Source organism: Massilia violaceinigra (genome assembly GCF_002752675.1).
GTDB classification, from domain to species: domain Bacteria; phylum Pseudomonadota; class Gammaproteobacteria; order Burkholderiales; family Burkholderiaceae_D; genus Telluria_A; species Telluria_A violaceinigra.
On record NZ_CP024608.1, the window covers coordinates 5,457,799 to 5,479,885 of the forward strand.

17 protein-coding genes and 1 pseudogene are annotated in these 22,087 nt (G+C 63.8%); 6 read left to right on the forward strand and 12 right to left on the reverse strand.

Annotation, left to right across the window (positions count from 1 at the left end; all coding sequences use genetic code 11):
- Positions 1-151: 151 nt before the first annotated feature.
- The 6 genes from CR152_RS23560 to CR152_RS23585 form a co-directional block, all read right to left on the reverse strand.
- On the reverse strand, positions 152-1,819 hold the full coding sequence (locus CR152_RS23560; protein ID WP_099879056.1) for a prolipoprotein diacylglyceryl transferase: 1,668 nt from the start codon (positions 1,817-1,819) through the stop codon (positions 152-154).
- Between the two features lie 96 nt (positions 1,820-1,915).
- On the reverse strand, positions 1,916-2,626 hold the full coding sequence (locus tag CR152_RS23565) for an SMI1/KNR4 family protein (RefSeq protein ID WP_099879058.1): 711 nt from the start codon (positions 2,624-2,626) through the stop codon (positions 1,916-1,918).
- An 85-nt stretch (positions 2,627-2,711) separates the two neighbouring features.
- The gene (locus CR152_RS23570) at positions 2,712-5,840 is read right to left on the reverse strand and encodes an efflux RND transporter permease subunit (RefSeq protein ID WP_099879059.1); all 3,129 of its coding nucleotides are present in this window, start codon (positions 5,838-5,840) and stop codon (positions 2,712-2,714) included.
- Between the two features lie 9 nt (positions 5,841-5,849).
- Positions 5,850-7,385, reverse strand: coding sequence for an efflux RND transporter periplasmic adaptor subunit (locus CR152_RS23575; protein ID WP_099879061.1), 1,536 nt, complete (start codon positions 7,383-7,385; stop codon positions 5,850-5,852).
- A gap of 3 nt (positions 7,386-7,388) precedes the next feature.
- A complete protein-coding gene (locus CR152_RS23580) occupies positions 7,389-8,855 on the reverse strand; it encodes a TolC family protein (RefSeq protein ID WP_208640183.1) in 1,467 nt (488 codons plus the stop codon).
- Positions 8,856-8,976: 121 nt separating this feature from the next.
- Entirely contained in the window at positions 8,977-9,315 is a 339-nt protein-coding gene (locus CR152_RS23585) for a cobalt-zinc-cadmium resistance protein (RefSeq protein WP_157778694.1), read from the reverse strand.
- Positions 9,316-9,560: 245 nt separating this feature from the next.
- On the opposite strand from CR152_RS23585, the gene pstS reads away from it, so the two are divergent.
- Positions 9,561-10,625, forward strand: coding sequence for a phosphate ABC transporter substrate-binding protein PstS (gene pstS / locus CR152_RS23590; protein ID WP_099879064.1), 1,065 nt, complete (start codon positions 9,561-9,563; stop codon positions 10,623-10,625).
- Positions 10,626-10,715: 90 nt separating this feature from the next.
- Here the strand turns inward: pstS and CR152_RS23595 are convergent, their stop codons facing one another.
- Together CR152_RS23595 and CR152_RS23600 are read right to left on the reverse strand one after the other, a co-directional pair.
- Positions 10,716-11,567 (reverse strand): CPBP family intramembrane glutamic endopeptidase, encoded by an 852-nt coding sequence (locus CR152_RS23595; RefSeq protein WP_229413545.1) that lies wholly within the window; start codon positions 11,565-11,567, stop codon positions 10,716-10,718.
- A gap of 8 nt (positions 11,568-11,575) precedes the next feature.
- Positions 11,576-12,049: a MarR family winged helix-turn-helix transcriptional regulator gene (locus CR152_RS23600; RefSeq protein ID WP_099879066.1), complete on the reverse strand. Its 474-nt coding sequence runs from the start codon at positions 12,047-12,049 to the stop codon at positions 11,576-11,578.
- 285 nt (positions 12,050-12,334) lie between these two features.
- Here CR152_RS23600 and CR152_RS23605 point away from each other — a divergent pair, with 285 nt between their 5' ends.
- Entirely contained in the window at positions 12,335-13,324 is a 990-nt protein-coding gene (locus CR152_RS23605; RefSeq protein ID WP_099879068.1) for a hypothetical protein, read from the forward strand.
- Between the two features lie 126 nt (positions 13,325-13,450).
- Here the strand turns inward: CR152_RS23605 and CR152_RS23610 are convergent, their stop codons facing one another.
- The 3 genes from CR152_RS23610 to CR152_RS23620 all read right to left on the reverse strand — a co-directional run bounded on the left by CR152_RS23610 (position 13,451) and on the right by CR152_RS23620 (position 16,634).
- Complete coding sequence (locus CR152_RS23610; RefSeq protein WP_099879070.1) at positions 13,451-14,347, reverse strand: LysR family transcriptional regulator; 897 nt, start codon at positions 14,345-14,347, stop codon at positions 13,451-13,453.
- A gap of 142 nt (positions 14,348-14,489) precedes the next feature.
- Positions 14,490-15,032 carry an ankyrin repeat domain-containing protein gene (locus CR152_RS23615; protein WP_099879072.1) on the reverse strand — a complete coding sequence of 181 codons (543 nt, stop codon included), beginning with the start codon at positions 15,030-15,032 and terminating at the stop codon, positions 14,490-14,492.
- Positions 15,033-15,074: 42 nt separating this feature from the next.
- Positions 15,075-16,634, reverse strand: a complete 1,560-nt coding sequence (locus CR152_RS23620; protein WP_099879074.1) for a catalase — start codon at positions 16,632-16,634, stop codon at positions 15,075-15,077.
- A 183-nt stretch (positions 16,635-16,817) separates the two neighbouring features.
- On the opposite strand from CR152_RS23620, the gene tmpT reads away from it, so the two are divergent.
- The 4 genes and pseudogenes from tmpT to CR152_RS23640 all read left to right on the forward strand — a co-directional run bounded on the left by tmpT (position 16,818) and on the right by CR152_RS23640 (position 20,523).
- Positions 16,818-17,489, forward strand: a complete 672-nt coding sequence (gene tmpT, locus CR152_RS23625) for a thiopurine S-methyltransferase (protein ID WP_229413557.1) — start codon at positions 16,818-16,820, stop codon at positions 17,487-17,489.
- Positions 17,474-18,685, forward strand: a pseudogene (locus CR152_RS23630) (MFS transporter); the annotation flags it as partial. The gene tmpT and the pseudogene CR152_RS23630, both read left to right, overlap by 16 nt.
- A gap of 229 nt (positions 18,686-18,914) precedes the next feature.
- Positions 18,915-19,628, forward strand: coding sequence for a glutathione binding-like protein (locus CR152_RS23635; protein WP_099879078.1), 714 nt, complete (start codon positions 18,915-18,917; stop codon positions 19,626-19,628).
- Positions 19,629-19,827: 199 nt separating this feature from the next.
- Positions 19,828-20,523: a hypothetical protein gene (locus tag CR152_RS23640; RefSeq protein ID WP_157778695.1), complete on the forward strand. Its 696-nt coding sequence runs from the start codon at positions 19,828-19,830 to the stop codon at positions 20,521-20,523.
- Between the two features lie 77 nt (positions 20,524-20,600).
- On the opposite strand, the gene CR152_RS23645 is transcribed toward CR152_RS23640, so the two are convergent.
- Positions 20,601-22,055, reverse strand: a complete 1,455-nt coding sequence (locus tag CR152_RS23645; RefSeq protein ID WP_157778696.1) for a hypothetical protein — start codon at positions 22,053-22,055, stop codon at positions 20,601-20,603.
- Positions 22,056-22,087: the final 32 nt, after the last annotated feature.

A 22,087-nucleotide genomic window follows, 5' to 3' on the forward strand; every position in this document is an offset into this window, starting at 1 on the left:
ATACCAATCGCGCAAACTGTTTTATATGGAGGGGTTTGAAAAGACCGCCACCCGGCGTCTCGATAAGACGTCGTCAGCGGTGGAGGGCGCCAGCATGTGTCCGGCGGGGGGCGCAGCGGGCGTGAGCAACCCGCTGGCGATTCCGAGCGGCTTATCGCAATGGCGACGATCCGTCCCCAGGCGTGCCGAGCGCCCCGGCGGGCTCCACCTTCGTGACGCCGGCCACCGGCGCAACCGGCTTGGCCTTGGGCGGTTGAATGTCGGGCCTGCCATTTTGTGCCGCAAACGGACCGGTGTTGACGTTGTACGCCGCGATGGCGGCGGCAATCGCCGGGTCGCGCGCGGCCAGCTGCGCCTGGTTTGGCGCCGGGAGAGGCGCTTGCTGCGGTGTGATGTTCGGGTCCTCGTTCAGGTCCTGGGCTACTGTCTGCGCAGTCGTGACCGTACTCACGGCAGCGGCCGGTCGCGGAAACTGATCCGGCGCGACGGGAACCGGGGCGGCTCCGGCTTGCGCCAGCTGGTCCGCGCGCCGCTGTTCCATGCTTCTTTCCACGTTGAGCTGGTCGACTCTGAGGGCGTCGCGCTTGGCAATGTCGTCGGCCAATGCGGCACGTACTGCGTCGCTGGCACCGGCAATTTTCTCGTCGAGCTCGCGTGCCGCCTCGCGTTCCGCCTGCAACTGTTGCGCCAGAACGCGTGCCTGTTCCGCCACGCTGATGGCATTGCTTGCCGTGGTGTCGGGTCCGGAGATCGTGGCCGTCGCCGGCGTGGTAGCGCTCGAGGCCGACTGGGTCCGGTCTTCCGTACTCAACGTTGCTGCAACTGGTGGCGCTGCCGGTGCAGGTGGCATTGCGAGTGCGGTTGGCGCTGCCGCCACTATTGGCGTAGCGAGCGCTTCGACCAGGGTGGCGTTGGCGGCGATGGCTTGTGCGTCTGGATCTGCCGGCAGCGAGGCCACGCGTGCGCCAACGGCCAGTGCCTCTGTTTCCGGCGAAGCGATCAGGTCCATCTGCACCGGAAAATCGCGACCCTCGCCCAGGTCGGTTTGCGTAAGGAACGGCGGAACTCCGGTTGCGCGTTCGTCCAGCAGCGCGCTTTCCTCGCGCAGAGTCTCTGCCACCAGGTTCTGGACGAACAGATTGTCCGCATTGCTGGCTGCCTGGCTTGGCGTGGCGTTGAAGTCCCGGGGCGCGGCACCGATCACGCTATCGTCGGAAAGGAAAGAGACGCCGGCCGCCTGTGCCTGGACTTGCGTGCTGACCACGCCGAAGAAGGCGTTAGCGGCGCGCTCCAGCAATGCCGAGGTGGCGACAGGGTCTCGGCCAAATGCGTCCTGCAGCGCCGTTTCGTCCATCCTCAGGGTGCCAGGGGTGGTGCTGGTCGCTGGCGTAAAGCTCAGGCCGATGGCTGCCAGGCTTGCGTCGGCATCCTGCGGGGTGCCGCCAAACTGCTGGAAAAATTGCGATTGCAGCGATTGATCGCCCAGGGTGTCCATCGCCGCGCCGGTATTGTCGACCACGCTGGTCTGCAATTCGTTGAAAATGCTGGCCACGGCTGCCGCTGCGACCGTCACGTCGGCAAGCTGCTTGGATGCATCCGTGTCGGCAGCAACAGCGTTTTGCAAGTCCAGCATCTTTTTCTGGAACAAGGAGGCCAGCGACAGGAAGCGCCCCGAAGTCGACAGGTCCACCGTGGTGGGGGCAACCGCCGCCAACGGCAGGCTCTGGACCTGTTCGATGGCCACGGTGTGTGTTGGCGCGAGGGGAGCAATCAGGCCTGCGCTGCGTGCCGAAAGCGGCGTAATCTGGGGGGTATCCATAATGAACCTTCCGCCTTCGGCGTATCTGATTGGTCGATTATGGCCCTTATTTGGCTCCGGCACTGTTAGGACTGTTAATAAATCCCACCCGACTGGTTAGCCTTCCGCCAGACTCTGTGCGCACGCCTCGAACTGCTGTGTAATGAGTTCGTCCAATTCCTTCCCGGGGAAAATATCCTCATCGCCCGAAAAATTGGCGACCTCGAGAAGCGTTTGGGCGCGCCGTTCTTCGCCCGACAATGCCGGATCCTCCGGCGGTACGATATTGCCCAGCGTTTCGAGCTTCCATACATTGTGGCCGCCTTGATCCTGGTCGAAATGCAGGCATCCGAACAGGCCGTTGCGGTCGACATACCAGTAATCGTAAACGTCGTCGCTGACGATGCGCTCGCCGAACACCACGTAGTTCTCATTGACGATCTTCGCCAGTTCGGGATCGATTACCTCAAGCTCCGTGCGCCCGCCCCAGGAGTCATGAATATAATTAAGAAGCCCCATCGCCGGCGCCGCATCGCCGCCCGCACGCAGTCGTTCCAGCAGCCAGCTCGCCGAGCGCACCTTGATCGTCTGCCAGGACAATCCGTATGACGCGTGCCCGAATGCGCCGCACCGCTGGTAAAGCGCCTTCAATGCGGCGGGAATGCCGAATCCTAGAATACCCTCCAACGCGGCGATGTCTTGCGCCGAGTCGGGCTCGGCGAACTCCAGCGCAAACCAGTCGTCCTCTTCATCGTCCTCCTCATCCTCATCCTCATCAACGCGGACCAGGAGGGCGTTCAATTCTTCGATCTGGTCTCGGGTAAGCATGGTTCAGTATCCAGGTGATTAAACACCTATTATATTCGCCAACATTGCTTGTGGAGAATATCAGGCCAGAAGCTATCCCTCGCCTTTATTTCGCATCGCGCCGGTGCGCCCATTGATACAGCAGCGGCAGCACCAGCAAGGTCAGCAGGGTGGACGACAACACCCCGCCGATGACCACGGTCGCCAGCGGACGCTGCACTTCAGCACCCGTACCGGTCGCCAGCGCCATCGGCACGAAGCCCAGCGAGGCCACCAGCGCCGTCATCAAGACCGGCCGCAAGCGCGTCATCGCACCGCTTTCCACCGCTTGCGCCAGCGGCATGCCTTCCGCGCGCAAACCGCGGATGAAGGAAATCATCACCAGCCCGTTGAGCACCGCCACGCCGGACAAGGCGATGAACCCGACCGCCGCCGAAATCGACAGCGGAATGCCGCGCATCCACAGCGCCACGATGCCGCCCGTCAGCGCGAACGGCACGCCGGTAAACACCAGCAGTCCATCGCGCACATTCCCGAACATGACGAACAGCAGCATGAATACCAACGCCAGCGTGGCCGGCACCACCAATTGCAGCCGGCTGGTGGCCGATTGCAGCTGTTCGAACGTCCCGCCCCAGGTAATCCAGTACCCCGGCGGAATCTTGACCTGCTGGCCAATCGCCGCCCCGGCATCGGCCACGAACGAACCGATATCGCGCCCGCGCACATTGGCCGTGACGACCACCAGCCGCTTGCCGTTTTCGCGGCTGACCTGGTTCGGCCCGGGGCTCATGTCCAGCTGCGCCACGTCGCCCAGCGGCACGTAAGCGGCCGCCTGGTTGCCTTCGCGCACAGCCACACGGATCGGCAGGCGCCGGATGGCTTCCAGATCGGCGCGCAACGCTTCCGGCAGCCGCACCACGATGTCGACCCGGCGGTCGCCCTCGAACAGCGAACCGGCGCTGGCCCCGCCAATGGCGGTGGCGATGGTCTGCTGCACGTCGCCAACGTTGACGCCAACGCGCGCGGTGCGCGCCCGGTCGATGCGGATCGTGAGCATCGGCAAGCCTGTGGTCTGCTCGACCTTGACGTCGGCCGCGCCCGGGATGGTTTCCAGCACGGCGGCAATCTGGTCGGCGCTACGGCCCATGACCTCGCTGTCGTCCCCGAATACCTTGATCGCCACATCGCTGCGCACGCCCGACAGCAACTCGTTAAAGCGCATCTGGATCGGCTGGGTGAACTCGTAGTTATTGCCCGGCACCTTGCCGACCGCCTGTTCCAGCGCGGCGAGAAACTGTTCCCTGCTGCGCGCCGGCTTGGGCCACTCGGCCACGGGTTTGAGCATGATGAAGGTATCGGCCACGCTCGGCGGCATCGGATCGCTGGCAATTTCCGCCGTGCCCATCTTGGAAAACACCGTATCGACCTCGGGAAACTGCTTGATGGTGCGTTCGAGCGCGAGCTGCATCTGGACCGCCTGCGACAAACTCGTGCCCGGAATGCGCAGCGCGTGCATGGTGATGTCCCCTTCATTGAGGCTGGGCACGAATTCGCTGCCCAGGCGCGTGGCCAGCAGCGCCGACAGGGCGATCGCCACGCCGGCGATCACGATCACCGGTCCCTTGTTGGCATTCGACAAGCGCAGCAACGGCAGGTACGCACGGCGGGCCCAGCCCATGATCCGGCTGTCGTGCTCGCTGACCTTGTTGCCGATCATCAGCGCCACGGCGGCCGGGATGAACGTGACCGACAGCACCATCGCCGCCACTAGCGCGGCCACGACCGTGAACGCCATCGGATGGAACATCTTGCCCTCGACCCCGGTGAGGGCGAAGATCGGCAGGTACACCACCATGATGATGAGCTGGCCGAATAGCAGCGGACGGCGCGCTTCGCCGGCGGCGGCGAACACTTCGCGCAAGCGTTCCTCGCGCGTGAGCGGGCGTCCGGCGGCGGCCTGGGCGTGCGCCAGGCGCCGCACGCAGTTTTCCACGATGACCACGGCGCCGTCGATGATGATGCCGAAGTCGAGCGCACCCAAGCTCATCAGGTTGGCGCTGACGCCGTTGGCGACCATGCCGCTGAAGGTGGCCAGCATGGCCAGGGGAATCACCAGCGCCGTGATCAGCGCCGCGCGGATATTGCCGAGGAATACGAACAGCACGATGACGACCAGCGCCGCGCCTTCGAGCAGGTTCTGGCGCACGGTGCCGATAGCCTTGTCGACCAGGTCGGTGCGGTCGTAGACGGTGCGGGCCAGGACGCCCGGCGGCAGGGTGCGGTTGATCTCGCCCAGTTTCTTGTCGACCGCGGCCGACACCGCCCGGCTGTTTTCGCCGATCAGCATGAACACGGTGCCGAGCACGACTTCCTGGCCGTTTTCGGAGGCGGCCCCGGTGCGCAATTCCTTGCCCACGCCGACCTCGGCCACGTCGCGGATGTGCAGCGGCACGCCCTGGCTGGAGCGCAGGATGATGCCGCCGATATCCTCGGCCGAGCCAACCTGGCCCGGCACGCGCACCAGGTATTGCTCGCCGCCGCGCTCGATATAGCCTGCGCCGACATTGCTGTTATTGCGTTCGAGCGCCTCGACGATATCGGCCAGCGACAGCCCGTGGGCCACCATCTGGCCCGGGTTCGGCGCGACGTGCAATTCCCTGGCGTAACCGCCGATGGTATTGATCTCCGTCACGCCGGGGACGTTGCGCAGTTGCGGCTTGACGATCCAGTCCTGGATCTGGCGCAAGTCGGTGGAATCGTAGGGTGTGCCGTCGGTTTTGAGCGCGCCGGGCTTGGCTTCCACGGTCCACATATAAATTTCGCCCAGGCCGGTCGACATCGGTCCCATGGCGGGCGAAGCGCCGTCGGGCAGGCTGGCGCGCACTTGCTGCAAGCGTTCGTTGACGAGCTGGCGCGCGAAATAGATGTCGGTGCCATCCTTGAAGATCACCGTCACCTGCGACAGGCCGTAGCGCGAGAGCGAACGGGTCTGTTCCAGATGCGGCAAACCAGCCATCGCCGTTTCGATAGGAAACGTAATGCGCTGTTCGGCTTCCAGCGGCGAATAGCCGGGCAGGGCAGTATTGACCTGGACCTGGACGTTGGTGATATCGGGCACGGCGTCGATCGGCAACTGGCGGTAGCTGTAGACGCCGAACACGGCCACGAAAGCGGCCAGCATCAGCACCAGCCAGCGCCGTTCGATGGAAAAGCGAATGAGGGTATCGAACATGGCGGCTCCTTAATGGTCGTGGCTGGCGCCGGCTTTGCCGAGGTCGGCCTTGATCAGGAAGCTGTTCTTTGCCGCATATTTTTCACCGGGCAGCAGGCCGCTGACGACCTCGACCGACTCGCCATCGCTGCGCCCGAGCACCAGCGGGCGTGCTTCGAAATGGTCGCCGTAGCGGCCGAACACGGAAGGCAATTCATTCACATTCTGGACCGCTTCGACCAGCACCGCGACCGGCACGGTGACCTCGGCGGCGACCACATCCACGGTGACCGGCAGGCCGGGCCGCCACACGCCCTTGGGATTGGACAAGACCACGCGGGCTTTGGCGGCGCGCGTCTGCTCGCCGACCAGGGCGCTGACGTAGGAAATGGTGCCGCTGGCCACCGTGTCGGCGGCGCCCGCGCGCACGGTCGCGCTCTGGCCCTGGCGGATGGTTTCGAGGTCGCGCGCGCTCACGGAGAGCTCGGCCCAGACGGTCGACATGTCGGCCACCACGAACAGGCTGGCTTCCTCCTTCACCGATTCTCCGGCGGCCACGGTTTTCTGGGTGATCACGCCATCGATCGGCGCGCGCACTTCATAGCGCGCCAGTTGTTTCAGGCTGCCGGCGCCGACGCCGAGCGCGTCGAGCTTCTGGCGCGCGCTTTGTGTGGCGATCTCGGCTTCCTGCAGGGTGGCGCGGGCTTGCTGATAATCCTGTTCCGCCGTGATTTTCTGTTGCCACAGCGTGCGTTCGCGCTCGAACACGCTGCGCGCCAGCGCCAGGCGCTGCTGTGCCGCCAGCAAGGCGCTGCGTTCGCCCGCCAGTGCCTGGCTTGACAGCACAGCCAGCACCTGGCCCTTGCGCACGGTCTGGCCCGCGTTCGCGCTGACCGACTCGACCATGCCGGCCAGGCGCGGGGCCACGTGCACCGTGCGGTCGGCGTTGAGCTGAATTTCGCCGTTGAGCTTCAGCACGCTCTTGATGCGCGCCGGGCCGGCGGTGTGCACATCGATGCCGTTCTGCGCCGTTTGCGTTTCCGACATCGTCACCCGCGCCTCGACCTGATCGTAGGCGAAACGGTAGGACTTACCGCCGGACTGGGCCGCAACGGCGACCTTGAAGGAATGCGGCTCGCCGACGATGGCGTCGCCGCGCAAGTAATCTTCCTCGCGCGCGAAGCGGATGGTTTGCGGCGAGCGTCCCAGGCGTTCCAGGGTCAGCTGGGCCTTGGTGGCCGAGGGGTCGAGCGGTTTGCCATCCTGGTAGGTATAAAGCCGGAACTGCGGACCGGTGCTGTGGTCCAAGATAGTAACCTCCAGGCCGTAGCCCTGGCTGACGAACAGCTTGCCGCCGTGGGGGCCGCGCGCGGGGACGGCGTCTTCCTGGTGCGGCTTGCCGCCGTGGTCGACCTGGGCGCTGTCCGCGTGTCCGCCATGTTCGTCATGGTCGTCGTGCTGCGCCTGGCCGGGCTTGCGCGCCACGATCAGGACGGCCAGTACGGCGCCGATGAGCAGGGCGACGATCATCACGATGGTCTGATTTTTGTCGAAAGGATATTTCATGCATTACTCCACTGTCTGGGTGGCGCCGGGGGCGCCGAGGATGCTGTCGATGTCGGCGGCGGCGCGGTGGGCGTCCGCCAGGGCGCGCAGGTACTGGGTGCGGGCTTGCAGCAAGGTGCGCTGAGCGTCGATGACATCAATGAAATTGAACTTGCCGTACTCGAAACCGGTACGGGCAGCCTCGTAGGCGCTTTGCGCACCGGGCAGGATGTCGTCGTTCAGCAGTTGGGCCTGTTCACGGGCGACGGTCAGCGCTTCGTGGGCCTGCGCCAGTTCGTTGGTCAGACGCGCGCGGGCGCCATCTAGTTCGGCGCGGGCTTTTTCGCTGCGTTGCAGGGCTTCGTGCAGCTTGCCCTGGTTGCGGTCGAACAGCGGCAGGGGAATGGCCAGGCCAAAAACAGCCTGGTTGCGGCCCGCTTGCTGGTCGCGCTTGGCGCCGATGCTGAGGGTAACGTCAGGCACCCGGCCGGCACGTTCGAGCTGCGACAGGGCCTGGCGGCGCGCCAGTTCGGTCTGCGCAAGCCGCAACGCCGGCGCGGCCTTGAGTTGCTCCATGAGATGGGGCAGGGAAGGTTGCGCCGGCAGCCGGTCGAGGTGGCCCTCCGCACGGCCGATATCGCGCCCGGTCCCGCCCCAGAGCGCGGCAAGGCGGTTTTTTGCCCCCGCCAGTTCGCCTGCTGCCTGGGCCAGGTCGACCTTGACGCTGGAAGCGGCAATGCGGGCGCGCGTTTCATCGACCGGCGAGTTCTTGCCGGCCAGGACGCGCTTGGCCGCGACAGCGAGCGCGCCGTTGGCGAGGGTGAGCGATTCGCCGGCGATGTGCTGCCGCTGCTGTGCGGCGAGCAGGTCGTGGAAGGCGGCGCGGGTGGAGGCAAGCACGGCGTTGCGCTTGACGGCCAGGTCGGCGCCGGCTGCGTCCTGCCCGAGCTGGGCGGCGTTGACGCGCGCCGTGCGCTTGCCACCGAGTTCGATCGGCACGTTCAGCTGGACCGTCGTGGTCCGGGTCGATTCGCGCGCATCTTCGATCAGGGTGGCCAGTTCGGGGTTGGGGGCGACACCGGCCTGCATGACGGCGCCGGACTGGGCGTCGATTTCCAGGACGCCCGCGCGCAGGTCGGTGTTCGCTTGCAGAACGCGGGACAGCGCGGCCGCCAGCGACAAAGGAGCGGGGACGGACAAAGGAGCGGCCATGTTCGCGGCGCCGGCGGACGCCCGCCTGGCGTTCGCTGGTGCCGGTTGAATGCCGACGTCGTTCGGCAGATCCGGCGATGGTTGCTCCGTCGTACCCGCACCGGGACGGCGCTCGGCGGCGTCAAGCGCCGGGTTCCGCAATCCGGAGCTCAATGACGAACCTGGGTTCTGTTGGGTAACTGCTGACGCCCCGTTCAATGCGGGGGTGGTCATGTGCTGGGCCTGCGTATGGCAGGGCAAGGCCGCGGCAATAGCCAGCGGCAAGACGAGTTTGTACATCGAATTCTCCTGGTTAATAAGACAAGGGAATCCGGCCAGGCGCGCTAGCGGTGTGCGTGTGGTTTACGGCAGTGATGAACCGCGCTAAGCGGATATCAGGAAAGCGACAGCGGCAGCCGGATCAGGCGGCGCGTTGCCATTTGGGACGTTCGGGGCGGGCCGGCCGCAGCGTCGCCAGGCAAGCCGCGTCGGCTGCATCGGCGTACGAGGTAGGCGGCGGCACGTTGCCATCGCCTGAGGTGCCAGTGATGCCAACACTGGTGAAATGGCAGTCGCCGCAGTCAATGTCGAAACCGAAGGGAGAGTCGTCCGGGTCGGCGTGGTTGTCCGGCGCATGCTGATGATGGCCCGGATGCGCGACGGTCGCGGCAGGTTCGTGCCCGCAATAGGCGCTCGCCGCCGCCCAGCTCACCTGGAGCGGGAAGACAAACAGCAAGAGAATAATCAACAGGCGACGCATGGCGGGATTGTAACAGCAGCAGGCCAACTGCGCTGAAGCCCGAGCGATGTCCATGCATAAAGAATGAATCGTATGCAACGACCATAAGTTGTCAGCAAATAGAAGAAATTCTCCACATTTAGGCCCAAACTACGTATTTACACGCATTGCCGCAATGTTGTAGTCCTGCTATCATCGTCGGTTGTTCGTTTCCTGGTTGCCCTGCAGCCGGCGCGGTTCCGATTACTTTAAGACCCCTGGGATTTATGTTCTCTGCTGTAAAAACTACTGTCACCCTGACACTGCTTCTCTCCGCATTCGCGGCCCACGCCATCGATATCAGCGGTGCCGGCTCGTCCGCCGCGCAGCCGCTGTACGTCAAACTCGCCGACGTCTACGGCAAGTCGCAGAACGTCAAGCTCACTTATCAACCGAGCGGTTCGAGCGAAGGTCTCAAGCAAGCCAAGGCCAAAACCGTTGAATTTGGCGCCACCGACATCGCACCATCCCAGGCCGATCTCAAGGCAGGCAAGTTGATCTGCTTCCCGAGTGCCGTCTCGGGTGTGGTACCGGTAGTTAATCTTCCCGGCCTCAAGCGCGGCGAAGTGCAACTGACCGGCGAACTGCTGGCCGACATTTTCTCGCGCAAGATCACCAAATGGAACGATCCCAAGCTGACCGCCGCCAATCCTGGCGTGGCATTGCCGGACCTGGCCATCGCCGTGATCGCGCGCCAGGACGGTTCGGGCAGTACTTACAACTTCAGCGACTATCTGAGCAAGGTCAGCCCGGCGTGGAAGCAGGCTTACGGCCGCAACTTCACGGTCGCCTGGGCGAATGGCGTCACTCAGGTGAGCGGCAGCAACGGTGCGGTCAACGCGCTCAAGCAGACCCCGGGGGCGATTGCCTACGTGGATTATCAATACGTGATGCAGGACAAGCTGACCTACACGCGCCTGAAAAACCGCGACGGCAAGGTTGTTGCGCCGGGCGCGGATGGGTTTACGGCCGCGCTGCTGAACAGCCCATGGGTTGCCCAGGCCAAGTATGAAGAAATGCTGACCGACCGCGTCGGTCCGGCCACCTGGCCGATCACGTCGGGCACCTTCATCGTTGCGCCGCAAGCGACCAACAATCCTGAAAAGACGATTGCCGCCCTGAAGTTCTTCGCCTGGGGTTTCGCGAATGGTGACGCGATTGTCGGCAATGCCAACTTCGTGCGCCTGCCGGACACCATGCAAGGCCGTATCATCGGCGACCTGACCACCATCACCGATGCCAGCGGAACACCGCTCAAGTGGTCGCTGGCCGAGGCGCTGAACCTGCGTTAAGCTGGCGCCGCTCAGCAAACAGCAGCCCGCCCGCGCGATGCGCCGGCGGTTTTTTTCGTGCTCGCCGGCCGCAGCGCCCAGGACCAGAAATCAGTCCCGGCTGGCAAAGGCCCGTCGCAGGCAGAATGCGCTGGCGGCCGCAATCAGCAACAGGGTAATGAGCGAGCCTTCCACGCCGAATGCGCCGCCGGTCAGCATGGTGTTGCCGACAAGCTCGCCGCGCAGCAGGCCGCCGGTGGCTGCATGGCCCGACACGGTCGACGAGAATACCTGGCTGACGCAGTAGTTCCACGCGATGTGGGTTCCGATGCAGACCCACAGGCGGCGCGTCTTCATGTAGAGCGCGGCCTGCAGCACGCCATACGAAGCGATCACGGCGACCGCCAGCACCGAGGCTCCTTCATTGGGCAGGTGGGCCAGGCTGAACACCAGCGCCGAGATCACGATGGCGGGTTTGGCGCCCAGCGAACGTTCGGTCACGCCGAATACCACGCCGCGAAACATCATCTCCTCGGCCATGCCAACGAGCACCAGCTCGGCCAGCGGTAGCAGCATCATGATGCCTGGAGCGTTGATGCCGCCGAACCGGTAGGCGCCCAGCGCCGCCAGCACGGCGAAGGTGAGCGCCACCAGTGCGGCGCCGAGCAGCAGGCCGCTACCGAGTTCGCGCGCCATGCCGGGCATCGCCAGCTCGGTCGGCTGGCGTTTTTCGATACGGCGGACATAGAAACGGTAGCCGAACCACACCAGCACGGCGGCCAATATCTGCGGCCAGACCATGCGGTACGGCTTGTCCACCAGTGTGGAGGCGATGATCATTGTCAGCGGGACCGCGGCAAAGGTCAGGACCATGCCGAGCACAATCCGGACCACGGCGTTAGCCATCAGTCGCGAAGCCAGGGAAGGTTTGTTCGTTGGTGCGCTCAGAGTATGTTCCATCATCGCTTTCGTCAGGTGGTTGATTGTAGCTTTTTGCTTGCCTCACGGATTCGCTCACCGAAGGGGCGCTGCTCAAGGACGGCGATGGCTTGCGCCAGGCACGCCGACAAGGGAAATGCAAGTTCCGCATCGAGGCCGTCGGCCGCGCGCTTGGTCGCCTGCCAGCACGCTTGCAGGCGGGGCAGCAGCAGCTCGCCCTGCGGGCTCAGGCGCACCACGCGCTGCCTGCCATCCTCGCCGCCGGCAACCACGAGCAGCAAGCCTTCCTTCTTCATCAATGCCACCGTTTGCGTCGCCGCCGGCTGCGTGATGCCCGCCAGTTCGGCCAGCTGGCCGATGGTGGCGCTCTGCTGCTGGGCCAGTACCCGAATCACCGGCGTGTAGCGCGGCCGGTAATCCAGGCCCGCGTCCATATAGGCTTGCAGGACGGCGCCATCGAGCAGTTCGATCAGGTGCCGCAATTGAGTTCCGAGTCCTTGTTTCATGCAGGTATCTTAGCATTAATTATATAAGCGCTTATATAATTATTTGGCGTGGTGTCGTGTTGAAGAAACTACATCGTGGATTCAGGCCGCCTGTCCCGCTGTATAGGCGGCTATCACCTGGAGCGAGTTGGCTTTTACACAATCGTCGGGCGAGCGTTCCGGACCGGGGCGAAGATCCGTGAACGCGGGATGAACGGGTTTACACCGACCGGCGCGCTGATACAATGACGCCGAGTAAATGCCGATGACAATCTAAAAACGCTGGTGCTGCCGCGAGGTGAACTCATGCATGTAAAGACGCACAAGGCTGGAGAGGGCGAAAACCGGACTGTGAATGCCGCGCTTCAAAAGCGGGATGATTCCCGATTCGCGGTACCCCACTCGCAGCGGGAAAGTTCGAACGCGGCCGCTCAGCTCAAGTTGCTGGAGCTCGCGAACAATAATCCCCGCGTGAATCAGCTGAAGGCTTTCCAGGCGCTTGCCGACGATAGATCGCGGGTTGCCGCGCAGCGCGAAAGGCAGGGGCGGGTGGCGCCTTGCGCCGCAGAGGGTGTCGCGCAGTGCGCAGTGGTTAGCGTCGGAAACGGTGTGCAGGCGAGGTGGCGGTCCACCTTGATTTCAGAACGCAGTTTTGCCACCCGAGCCGAAGCCGAAGCTGCCGAGAGCGATCTGTACGCGAGGACGGCGGCGATGACGCCTTTGCCGCTGGCTTTCGGGTCCGGGGCCCCGTACGGTTTCCACGGTTTTCCGGAACTGGGAAGCCTACCGCGCGCGGATGTGCCGCGCGTGACGGAGCAGGTGCAGAGCCTGGCTCCAATGCTGCATACCGTATCTCCGCAAAACAGGCGATTCAATACGTCAGAGCCGCCGCGCCCGCCGACGATGTATTTCCAGGAACACGGGTTGAACCTGGAGGGCCAGCCGGCCATGTCGTCGGGACGCGTAAGGCAGGAGCACGACGATGGACCGGTGGTGTATGTCGACCGGCATCCGCGCAATCATTTGTTTTCGCACGACGAGCGGATGCTGGGCATAGAAAATGAGTACGATCTCGAAGACGACGACATCGATACGGTTGGGCTCGGCCAGGCGGAAGAGGGAATGCATCACATCGAAGTTCACCACAACGATCCGAGGCACCGGAGCTGGGAATTGGCTCATTCATCGGGAGGAACACTTTCCACTGCGCCGATGAATCCTCACGACGTCGACCGCGCCATTCTCAGATCGGCGCTTCGAGGACGGGTGGACGATAGACGACGGACGGGTAGATGATAGACGATGGACGGAAGGACAGCCGGACGGTACGCGATCACGCGGCGGGGTAAGTGCGTCGCTCATCAAGGTCATGCATGTCCGACGTAGCGGGCAGGAACAGGGATAGGGGCCGTCCGCCCGCAGCTAGCGCTGCACGCCGCAGACCGCCCGCACATGAGTGCGCAGCCAGCGGTGGGCGGGATCGGCGTCGAGCCGGGGATGCCAGAGCATCGAGACGGTGAATTCGGGCACGGGGAAGGGCAGGGCGAAGCTGTGCATGCCGCTGCGCAGCCGGCCGGTGTGCCGTTCCGGGACAGTGGCGACCAGGTCGCTTCCCCATGCCAGCGCCAGCGCCTGGGAAAAGCCGGCAGCCGTGGTGACGACCGTGCGTTCCAGGGCCAGCGGCAGCAAGGCGTCATCGACCGGGCTATTTTCCATGCCCTCGCGCGCTATGCCGATGTGTTCGCCCGCCGCATAGCGCGACGGTGTGATATCGCCTTCGGTCAAGGCATGGCCGGCACGCACCACGCCGACGAAACGGTCACGGAACAGGGCCTGGGTGCGCACTTCCGGGCCGGTGGACTTGCCGATGACGCCCGTTTCGAGGTCGATGCTGCCGTCGCGCAAACCCGCGCTGTCCTTGTCCGGCTTGGGCAAAAAACGCAGGCGCACGCCGGGCGCATCGGCGCGCAGTCGCGTGATGAGTTCCGCGCCGAAATTTTCGACAAAGCCTTCGCGCGTGCGGATCGTGAAGGTGCGTGCGAGCTGTGGCAGATCGAGCTTGTCGACGGGGCGCAGCACGGCGACGCTGTCATGCACCAGCTGGCTGACCTGTTCGCGCAGTGCGATGGCGCGCGGCGTGGGCACCAGGCCGCGCCCGGCGCGCACCAGCAGCGGGTCACCCGTGGCGTCGCGCAAACGGGCCAGTGCGCGGCTCATGGCCGAGGGACTGAGGCGCAAACGGCGCGCCGCACGGGCGACGCTGCCTTCGGCAAGCAAGACGTCAAGGGTAATGAGCAGGTTCAGGTCGGGCAGAGACATGCGTTTACGATAACGCAATTCGCTTCTGGTGTGGCGTCGGCCGCACGAATATGGCGCGACCGGGTGCGTAGCGCGCCATGTGAGTACGGCGACCGGACGCAGTTTCTGCCGCTGCGGCGCCCCGGCGTTCGCCGCCCCGCTGTCAGGGTTGGCGCTGTGCCTGCCGGAATTCGCCGCGGGCGAGGCTGGCGGGGGTGTTGCCCGCGCCATCGGCCGCTTTCATGTCCGCACCGCGCTCGACCAGCGCTTGCAGGATCTCGCTGCGCTGGAACAAGGCCGCGTACATTGCCGCCGTCTGCCCGGCATGATTGCGCTGGTTCGGCTGGCACGCGGTATCGGCCAGGCGGCGCGCAATGCGCAGCTCGCCTTTGAAAATCGCTCCCATCAGCGCCGTGTTGCCACGCTTGTCGCCCGCGCACGGGTCGGCGCCGGCGCCAATGAGCAGGTCCACCGCTGCGCCGTGGCCATGGTAGGCGGCCAGGATCAGCCCCGTGTAGCCTTTCTCGTCGCGCGTGTTCAGGTCGTAGGCCGCGCTGGTGAATTCCTTGAGCATCGCGACATCGCCACGCCGGGCCGCGTCGAAGTAATAGCCTTTGAGCTGTTCGGCCAGGCGCGCCGGGTCGGGTGGGGCCGCGTGCACGAGCTGCGCCATGGCGAGCGCGGCAATTGTGATCAGGTATTTCATGGCAGTCTCCCAAGCGACCGCCCGCAGGCGGCCGCTTTCTCATCAGTCGGCCAGGGCCGCGGCGCGCGAGGCAACCTGCGCGACCTTGTCGCCCAGCGCGGCGGCGAGCGCCGTTCCGTAGGCGGCATCGGCCTTGTAGAAGTGCGACAGCATCGTGTAGCGCACTTCCTCATCCTTGACCTGGCCAAGATCGCCGGCCAGGTTGGCGACCAGGTTTTTCTGCTGCTGCGCAGGCAAGGAGCGGTAGAACTCGCCCGCCTGGCGGAAGTTCAGCGTCTTGGTGATGCGCTGCTGCACCGTGCTGCCCGAGAGGGGAAGCTGGCTCGGCTTGAAGTCGGCATTGACCGCCAGCGGGGACTGGCGGCTCGGTTCGTAGTTGATATTGCCGGTGCGCTTGCCGGCATTCATCGCACCATCCTGATGGTGATTGACTGCCGCCACGCGCGGCTGGTTGATCGGCAATTGCAGGGCATTGGGGCCGAGGCGGTACATCTGGGTGTCGGCGTAGGAAAACACGCGGCCTTGCAGCAGCTTGTCTTCGGACGGCTCGATGCCGGGCACCAGGTTCGATGGCGCAAAGGCGCTTTGCTCGGTTTCCTGGAAGATGTTGGCCGGGTTGCGGTTCAGGGTCATCGTGCCGAGCTTGGTTTCCGGCACGCCAGTCCAGATTTTGGTGGCGTCGAGCGCATCGAAGTCGAACCTGCCCAGTTCGGACGGCTTGAGCACCTGCACGTACAGTTCCCAGCGCGGAAATTCCTTGCGCTTGATGGCGTTGATCAGGTCGTTGCTGGCGTGGTTGAAATCCTTGCCCTGCACGGCCGATGCTTCGGGGCCGGTCAGGCTCTGGATGCCCTGCAGCGATTTCCAGTGGAATTTGACGTAGTTGACTGTGCCGGCGGCATTAACAAATTTATAAGCATGCACGCTGTTGCCGTCCATGAAGCGGTAGCCTTTCGGCGTGCCGAGGTCGGAGTACACCTGGGTCAGCATGTGGGTCGATTCCGGCTGGTGCGAGAAGAAATCGAAGAAACGGTTCGGGTCTTGCACATTGGTCTCGGGCGCAGGCTTGAGCGAATGAACCATGTCCGGGAACTTGACGGCGTCGCGGATGAAGAAAATCGGCAGATTATTGCCGACCAGATCCCAGTTGCCTTCGCTGGTGTAGAACTTGGTGGCAAAACCGCGCGGGTCGCGCAGGGTTTCGGGCGAGTGGCTGCCGTGGATCACCGTCGAGAAGCGCACGAATACCGGTGTTTCCGTTCCTTTTGCAAATACCTTGGCCCGGGTCAACCCCGACACATCGCCGCTGGCGACGAAGACGCCGTGGGCACCGGTACCGCGCGCATGCACGACACGGTCAGGAATCTTCTCGCGGTCGAAACGCTGCAGTTTTTGCAGCAGGTGAACGTCTTGCAGCAGGGTCGGGCCGTTCTGGCCGGCCGTTTGCGAGTTCTGGTTGTCGCCAACCGGGGCGCCGTTGTCGCGGGTGAGCTGCGGCGCCGCCGAGGTGAAGGGGGAGAACAGTGCGGCAATGGCGAATGCCACTGCCGAGCGTGCCGCGCGACGTTCTCCGGAAGTCCGCAGCTGGGTTGTGTTAATCATTTTGATTCCTTTTTTTGTAAATGTGTCTAAACAATAAGGAAATCTTCGCGATGTGTATACGCAATTATAAATATGGGGTCGATAGTTTTTGTCTATTTATGGTGTGGCAGAGTGGCGTCAGGCGCAACGATATAGTGCAAGCCGTGCGTCTTCCGCCATGTTGTCCAGGCGGCTAGACTGGGTGTGGGTGCCGACGCTCGGCATGATCAGACAAGGACAGATATGGACAGGGAGTTTTGGCATCGCAAGTGGGCAATCAACGAAATCGGTTTTCATGCGCGGGCGGCCAATCCGCTCATGGTGGCGCATATCGGCCGACTGGAACTGCCCCCGGGCAGCCGGGTGTTCGTGCCTTTGTGCGGCAAGTCGCTCGATCTGCACTGGCTGCTGTCCGAGGGCTTTCGCGTGGCGGGCGCCGAACTAAGCCAGATCGCCGTCGACCAGCTGTTTGCCGATCTGGGCCTGACGCCAGAGGTGCATCAGGCAGGAGAACTGCTTCACTACCGCGCGCGGAACATCGATATTTTTGTCGGCGATATTTTTTGCCTGGATGGCGAGACGCTCGGCCCCGTGGACGCGGTGTACGACCGCGCGGCTTTCGTCGCGCTGCCGCAAGCGATGCGCGCCCGGTACGCCACCCATCTGACGCAACTGGCACGGCGGGCGCCGCAACTGCTCATTTGCTACCAGTACGACCAGTCCCTGATGGACGGGCCGCCGTTTTCCATCGGCGATGACGAAGTCCGGCAGCGCTACGGCCACGCATATGCGTTGACCTTGCTGACCAAAGCCGACGTGGCCGGCGGCTTCAAGGGCCGTTTTCCGGCGATGGAAGCGGTATGGCTGCTTCAGTGAGCCCGCAGCCGGCCGCACGGCGGCGCTGGACGCTGGCCGTCCTGTCGTTGTCGATGCTGCTGTCGTCACTCGGCACCAGCATTGCCAACGTGGGCTTGCCGACGCTCGCGCAGGCGTTCGGGGCCACGTTCGCGCAGGTGCAGTGGGTCGTGCTGGCCTACCTGCTGGCGATTACCACCGTCATTGTCGGCGCCGGACGGCTCGGCGACCTGGCGGGCCGGCGCCGGCTGCTGCTGGCCGGTATCGGCCTGTTCACGGTGGCGTCGGCCCTGTGCGGCATGGCGACCGCGCTACCCTGGCTGATCGCCGCACGCGCGCTGCAGGGACTGGGCGCGGCGCTGATGATGGCGCTGACAATGAGCTTCGCCACCGAAGCCGCGCCAAAAGACGGCACCGGAAGCGTGATGGGGCTGCTGGGAACCATGTCCGCCATCGGCACCGCCCTCGGGCCCTCGCTCGGCGGCTTGCTGATCGCGGCGGTTGGCTGGCGCGCGCTGTTCTTCATCAATGTGCCGCTGGGGATACTCACCTTGCTGCTGGCGTATCGCGCGCTGCCCGGGGACGTACGGCGGCCGGCGGTGTTCGATCATGCGGGCACGCTCCTGCTGGCGGTGACGCTCGGTGCGTACGTGCTGGCCATGACGGCGGGCGGCGGCAGGTTCGGGGCAGTCAATCTGGGCTTGCTGCTCGCCGCAGCGGTGGGAGCGGGCCTGTTCATGCTGGCCGAATCGAGGGCCGCGTCGCCGCTGATTCCCCTGGCGCTGCTGCGCGACCGGCTCCTCGGTGCGCGCCTTGGCACCACGACGCTGGTGTCGACGGTGATGATGGCGACGCTGATCGTGGGGCCGTTCTATCTGGCACGCGCACTCGCCCTGGCGCCGGCCGCCGTCGGCATGGTGTTGGCGGCGGGGCCGCTGGTATCGGCGCTGTGCGGCATGCCGGCGGGGCGGATCGTGGACCGCGCCGGCACTCGGGGCATCACCATCGCCGGGTTGACGCTGATGCTGGCCGGGACGCTGCCATTGGCGGCGCTGCCGGCATCGACGGGCGTGCCAGGCTACCTTGGGCCGCTGGTCGTCATCACGATCGGGTATGCGCTGTTCCAGGCGGCGAACAACACGGCGCTGATGGCCGATGCAGGCGCCGATCAGCGCGGCGTGGTATCGGGCATGCTCAATCTGGCGCGTAATCTGGGGCTGGTCACCGGTGCGTCGCTCATGGGCGCAGTGTTTGCGTTCGGCTCGGCGGCCGCCACGGCCCCGCCCGACGCGGTGGCGGCCGGCATGCGCAGGACGTTTGCGCTCGCCGCCGTGCTGCTGGCGGCGGCGCTGGCCATCGCCTGGCGCGGGCAGGGCGCAAAAACAGCAAACTTGAAATTTCTGCTATGTTGTCGGACCACTTTGCCACGCCTTAAAGGATACTGCCATGAACGACCTGTCGACATTCCCGATCACGAAAAAATGGCCGGCCCGGCACCCCGAGCGCATTCAGCTCTATTCGCTGCCGACGCCGAACGGCGTGAAGGTCTCCATCATGCTGGAAGAAACCGCACTGGCCTACGAGCCGCACCTGGTGCGCTTCGATCACAACGACCAGCTGTCGCCGGAATTCATGTCGCTCAACCCGAACAACAAGATCCCCGCCATCATCGATCCGAATGGCCCGGACGGCAAACCGCTGGCACTGTTCGAGTCGGGCGCGATCCTGATTTACCTGGCCGAGAAGAGCGGCCAGTTCCTGCCGCCCGACGCCGCGGGGCGCTACGAGACGATCCAGTGGGTGATGTTCCAGATGGGCGGTATCGGACCGATGTTCGGCCAGCTCGGCTTCTTCCACAAATTCGCGGGCAAGGATTACGATGATAAGCGGCCGCGCGACCGCTATGTGGCCGAATCGAAGCGTCTGCTCGGCGTGCTCAATGAACGGCTGGAGAAGCGCACGTGGATCATGGGAGATACGTACACCATTGCCGATATCGCGATCTTCCCGTGGGTGCGTAACCTGATCGGGTTTTACGAGGCCGGGAATCTGGTCGGCATCGCCGATTTCCCGCATGTGACGCGGGCGCTGGAGGGCTTCGTGGCGCGTCCGGCGGTGGCGAAAGGGCTGGAGATTCCCAACCGGGATGGCGCGGCCTGAGTGCCGGATCCGATGCGCAGCCGGCATGCGCAGCGACACCGCGCCGGTCGCCTTGCGTGTGTTCCTGCCGCGTTGCACCCCAGGGACATCCGCACTATTGGTTGGACTTCGACTTCGGCTCCGGCTCCGGCTAGTATCAAAGTATTAATGTCGTCGGTGGGATGAAACGAGATGTAACCTCTGTTGCAATCGCCGCTGCGTGAAAACCAACCCCGCGGATCGGATGCGGTCCGGACCTGACAGGCGCACCACGCGGGAGGTGGATTTTGCAGACAATCGTCCGGCGGCAGCGGCGCAACGCTCGCTGCGAGAGACGATCGGCCACAGTCAGCGCGTGCTGCAGCAAAAAGCGCGGATGGACGCTATCCGCGATAGCGCATCGACCGTGGCGCAGCGCCATCCCGTGCAGCGCGTCATCATCGGCCATGCAACGATCGCCGGTTTGGCTGTGGATATGGACACATCCGACTACGACGCGTCCATATTGCAGATCGACACGATGTGGAGCGGCGGCAAAATTTCGGGATTGAGGTTCCTGAGCGTGCGTCTACGCAACGCCGCGCATGAAGCGCATTCGGACAACAATGATGGCCTTGCCGACTATATCGATGGTCTCCTGGAGAGGCAGGCCAGCGATGACCCGGATGCGGGCTTATCGGGTTGGTGGGCCACGAGGTCCTTCGATCAACGGCACGTTGCGGCCGACCAGACGGGAGTAACGAAGCAGCCTGGACGGGGAGAGATTGCGCCGGAGCACCCGACAGATCTACAGCGAAATGCCCTGAACGTGCGGTCCTGGCAAGTCGGCGACGTGATCGATATGGTGAGCTGGATCGGACGATCTTCGTGCGCGTCACGGAGACCAATCCTGGGGAACTGCCAGCCAATCACGTAACCAAGAATCCATGGTCGGGAGCGGACAATCCTTGAATGGGGGTGCCAATCGCCGTTCAATGCGCTCTGGTGCCACGTTCAGGTATTCTCGTCCAGGACGGCGCCGTTGCCGGCCGATTCAGTCGCCGTCGCGCCGGCGCTTTGGAATCCGGACCAGTCATCATCCTCCTTCTCCTCCTTCTCCTTCTCCTTACTTTCTTCCGCATTGTTGGCCGCTGCCGCTGCAGGAGGCGCAGCGATTTTCGCGTCGATTTCTAGTATGCTGATTCGAATATTTGTTAACTCATCCCACTCATCCGACGTGGCATTGATTTCCAATATATCAAGGATGCCCTCCAACTCGTTTCTTGCCCGCTGTCTTTCATCTTCCGTCTTGTGCGGATCGAGTATCGCCGCCTTCAAACCGTTAATGTTTTCCGGTGACGTCGATGCGCCAGGATTTCGATATACCTCATCGTATTTGTCGACGGCCGCATTAAAAGTCGCACTCGGAGCGTTCTTGAATTCCGGTATCTGCTGGGGCACGATCTCCTGGTACCCTCCCGCACCGCTGATGGTTCGAAAGCTCCAGGCGACAGTTCCATAGACTTCCTCACCTGCCTGTTCCAGGCCCTTTGCAACGACCTCGGCCCTGAAATCATACGGGGCTGTCGATGCCGGCTGATCTTTGAGCGTTGCAGGAGTAATGTCGTTGTTGTGTTTGCGGCCATGCTGGTTCCCGCTGTTCGGAATGTCCACATAAGGAGCCGTTATTTCTTTTCCGTCGGCATCGCGGGACAGTCCAAAGCTGGCATCGGCATACGCATCGGGAACACTCGGGCTTCCCGCCACGGATCTTGGTTTCAGTACTTCAGCAGTATGATCAACAAACCAGCCTTTTTCGACGCCATCTGCGCTCGCCGTTTTTGCCTTGTCACGCCTTTTCTCCTTAGCGTCATTGGCATCACTAAAGGAAATATCCTGATCATCTGCCGAACTCGCTGCGCGCACAATCTGGATCAGCCGAATGGGATCCGCATCGGGAGCGGTCTCATTGGGTGCGTAGGATACAAGCGCATCGACGGTAGGGGCCTTCCTGTCCCGATCCGGAACAGTGCGTGATTGGCCGGGGGTCAAATTCACGCTCATGACGCCTTTGGCAAATTGTTCGCCGGAATGCCAGGCTTGGCGTTGAATTGGCAGTGCGGACCCCAACGACCCGCTTGACAGGCCGGACGTGTCTGGCAGATCAGCTTTCTGCGGTGGAACCCGTTGCGCAGGACTTTGCGTCGGGAGGCTATCCATTCTCGCCACTTGCGCGCGCTGCGCAGCCAGGCGCGGACTCTGTTGCATGCGGTCCGCCATCATCCGCTGAGCGGAAACCCGCGGACTGTCATGCGCGATCAGGGCGAGACGATTTTGCTGAGAGGATACTTGTCGATTGTCGACGAAAGAATGTGTCAGGGCACCAGGAACCAATCTGTCGCCATTGCCGGCCTCCAACATCGAGCTGGCAGCCGTCTCGTTTCCTGGTGCGGGTCTCTGAGCCTTCATTTTTCGTTACCTGGTACATGCATTGTCGAGCC

Bases quoted from the DNA above. Each gene is read 5' to 3' on its own strand.
- CR152_RS23610 (WP_099879070.1), bottom strand. From the start codon at position 14,347: ATGTCTCTGCCCGACCTGAACCTGCTCATTACCCTTGACGTCTTGCTT.
- CR152_RS23600 (WP_099879066.1), bottom strand. From the start codon at position 12,049: ATGAAACAAGGACTCGGAACTCAATTGCGGCACCTGATCGAACTGCTC.
- CR152_RS23575 (WP_099879061.1), bottom strand. From the start codon at position 7,385: ATGAAATATCCTTTCGACAAAAATCAGACCATCGTGATGATCGTCGCC.
- CR152_RS23645 (WP_157778696.1), bottom strand. From the start codon at position 22,055: ATGAAGGCTCAGAGACCCGCACCAGGAAACGAGACGGCTGCCAGCTCG.
- CR152_RS23560 (WP_099879056.1), bottom strand. From the start codon at position 1,819: ATGGATACCCCCCAGATTACGCCGCTTTCGGCACGCAGCGCAGGCCTG.
- CR152_RS23620 (WP_099879074.1), bottom strand. From the start codon at position 16,634: ATGATTAACACAACCCAGCTGCGGACTTCCGGAGAACGTCGCGCGGCA.
- CR152_RS23615 (WP_099879072.1), bottom strand. From the start codon at position 15,032: ATGAAATACCTGATCACAATTGCCGCGCTCGCCATGGCGCAGCTCGTG.
- CR152_RS23570 (WP_099879059.1), bottom strand. From the start codon at position 5,840: ATGTTCGATACCCTCATTCGCTTTTCCATCGAACGGCGCTGGCTGGTG.
- CR152_RS23585 (WP_157778694.1), bottom strand. From the start codon at position 9,315: ATGCGTCGCCTGTTGATTATTCTCTTGCTGTTTGTCTTCCCGCTCCAG.
- CR152_RS23635 (WP_099879078.1), top strand. From the start codon at position 18,915: ATGAACGACCTGTCGACATTCCCGATCACGAAAAAATGGCCGGCCCGG.
- CR152_RS23595 (WP_229413545.1), bottom strand. From the start codon at position 11,567: ATGATGGAACATACTCTGAGCGCACCAACGAACAAACCTTCCCTGGCT.
- CR152_RS23565 (WP_099879058.1), bottom strand. From the start codon at position 2,626: ATGCTTACCCGAGACCAGATCGAAGAATTGAACGCCCTCCTGGTCCGC.
- CR152_RS23605 (WP_099879068.1), top strand. From the start codon at position 12,335: ATGCATGTAAAGACGCACAAGGCTGGAGAGGGCGAAAACCGGACTGTG.
- CR152_RS23580 (WP_208640183.1), bottom strand. From the start codon at position 8,855: ATGTACAAACTCGTCTTGCCGCTGGCTATTGCCGCGGCCTTGCCCTGC.
- pstS (WP_099879064.1), top strand. From the start codon at position 9,561: ATGTTCTCTGCTGTAAAAACTACTGTCACCCTGACACTGCTTCTCTCC.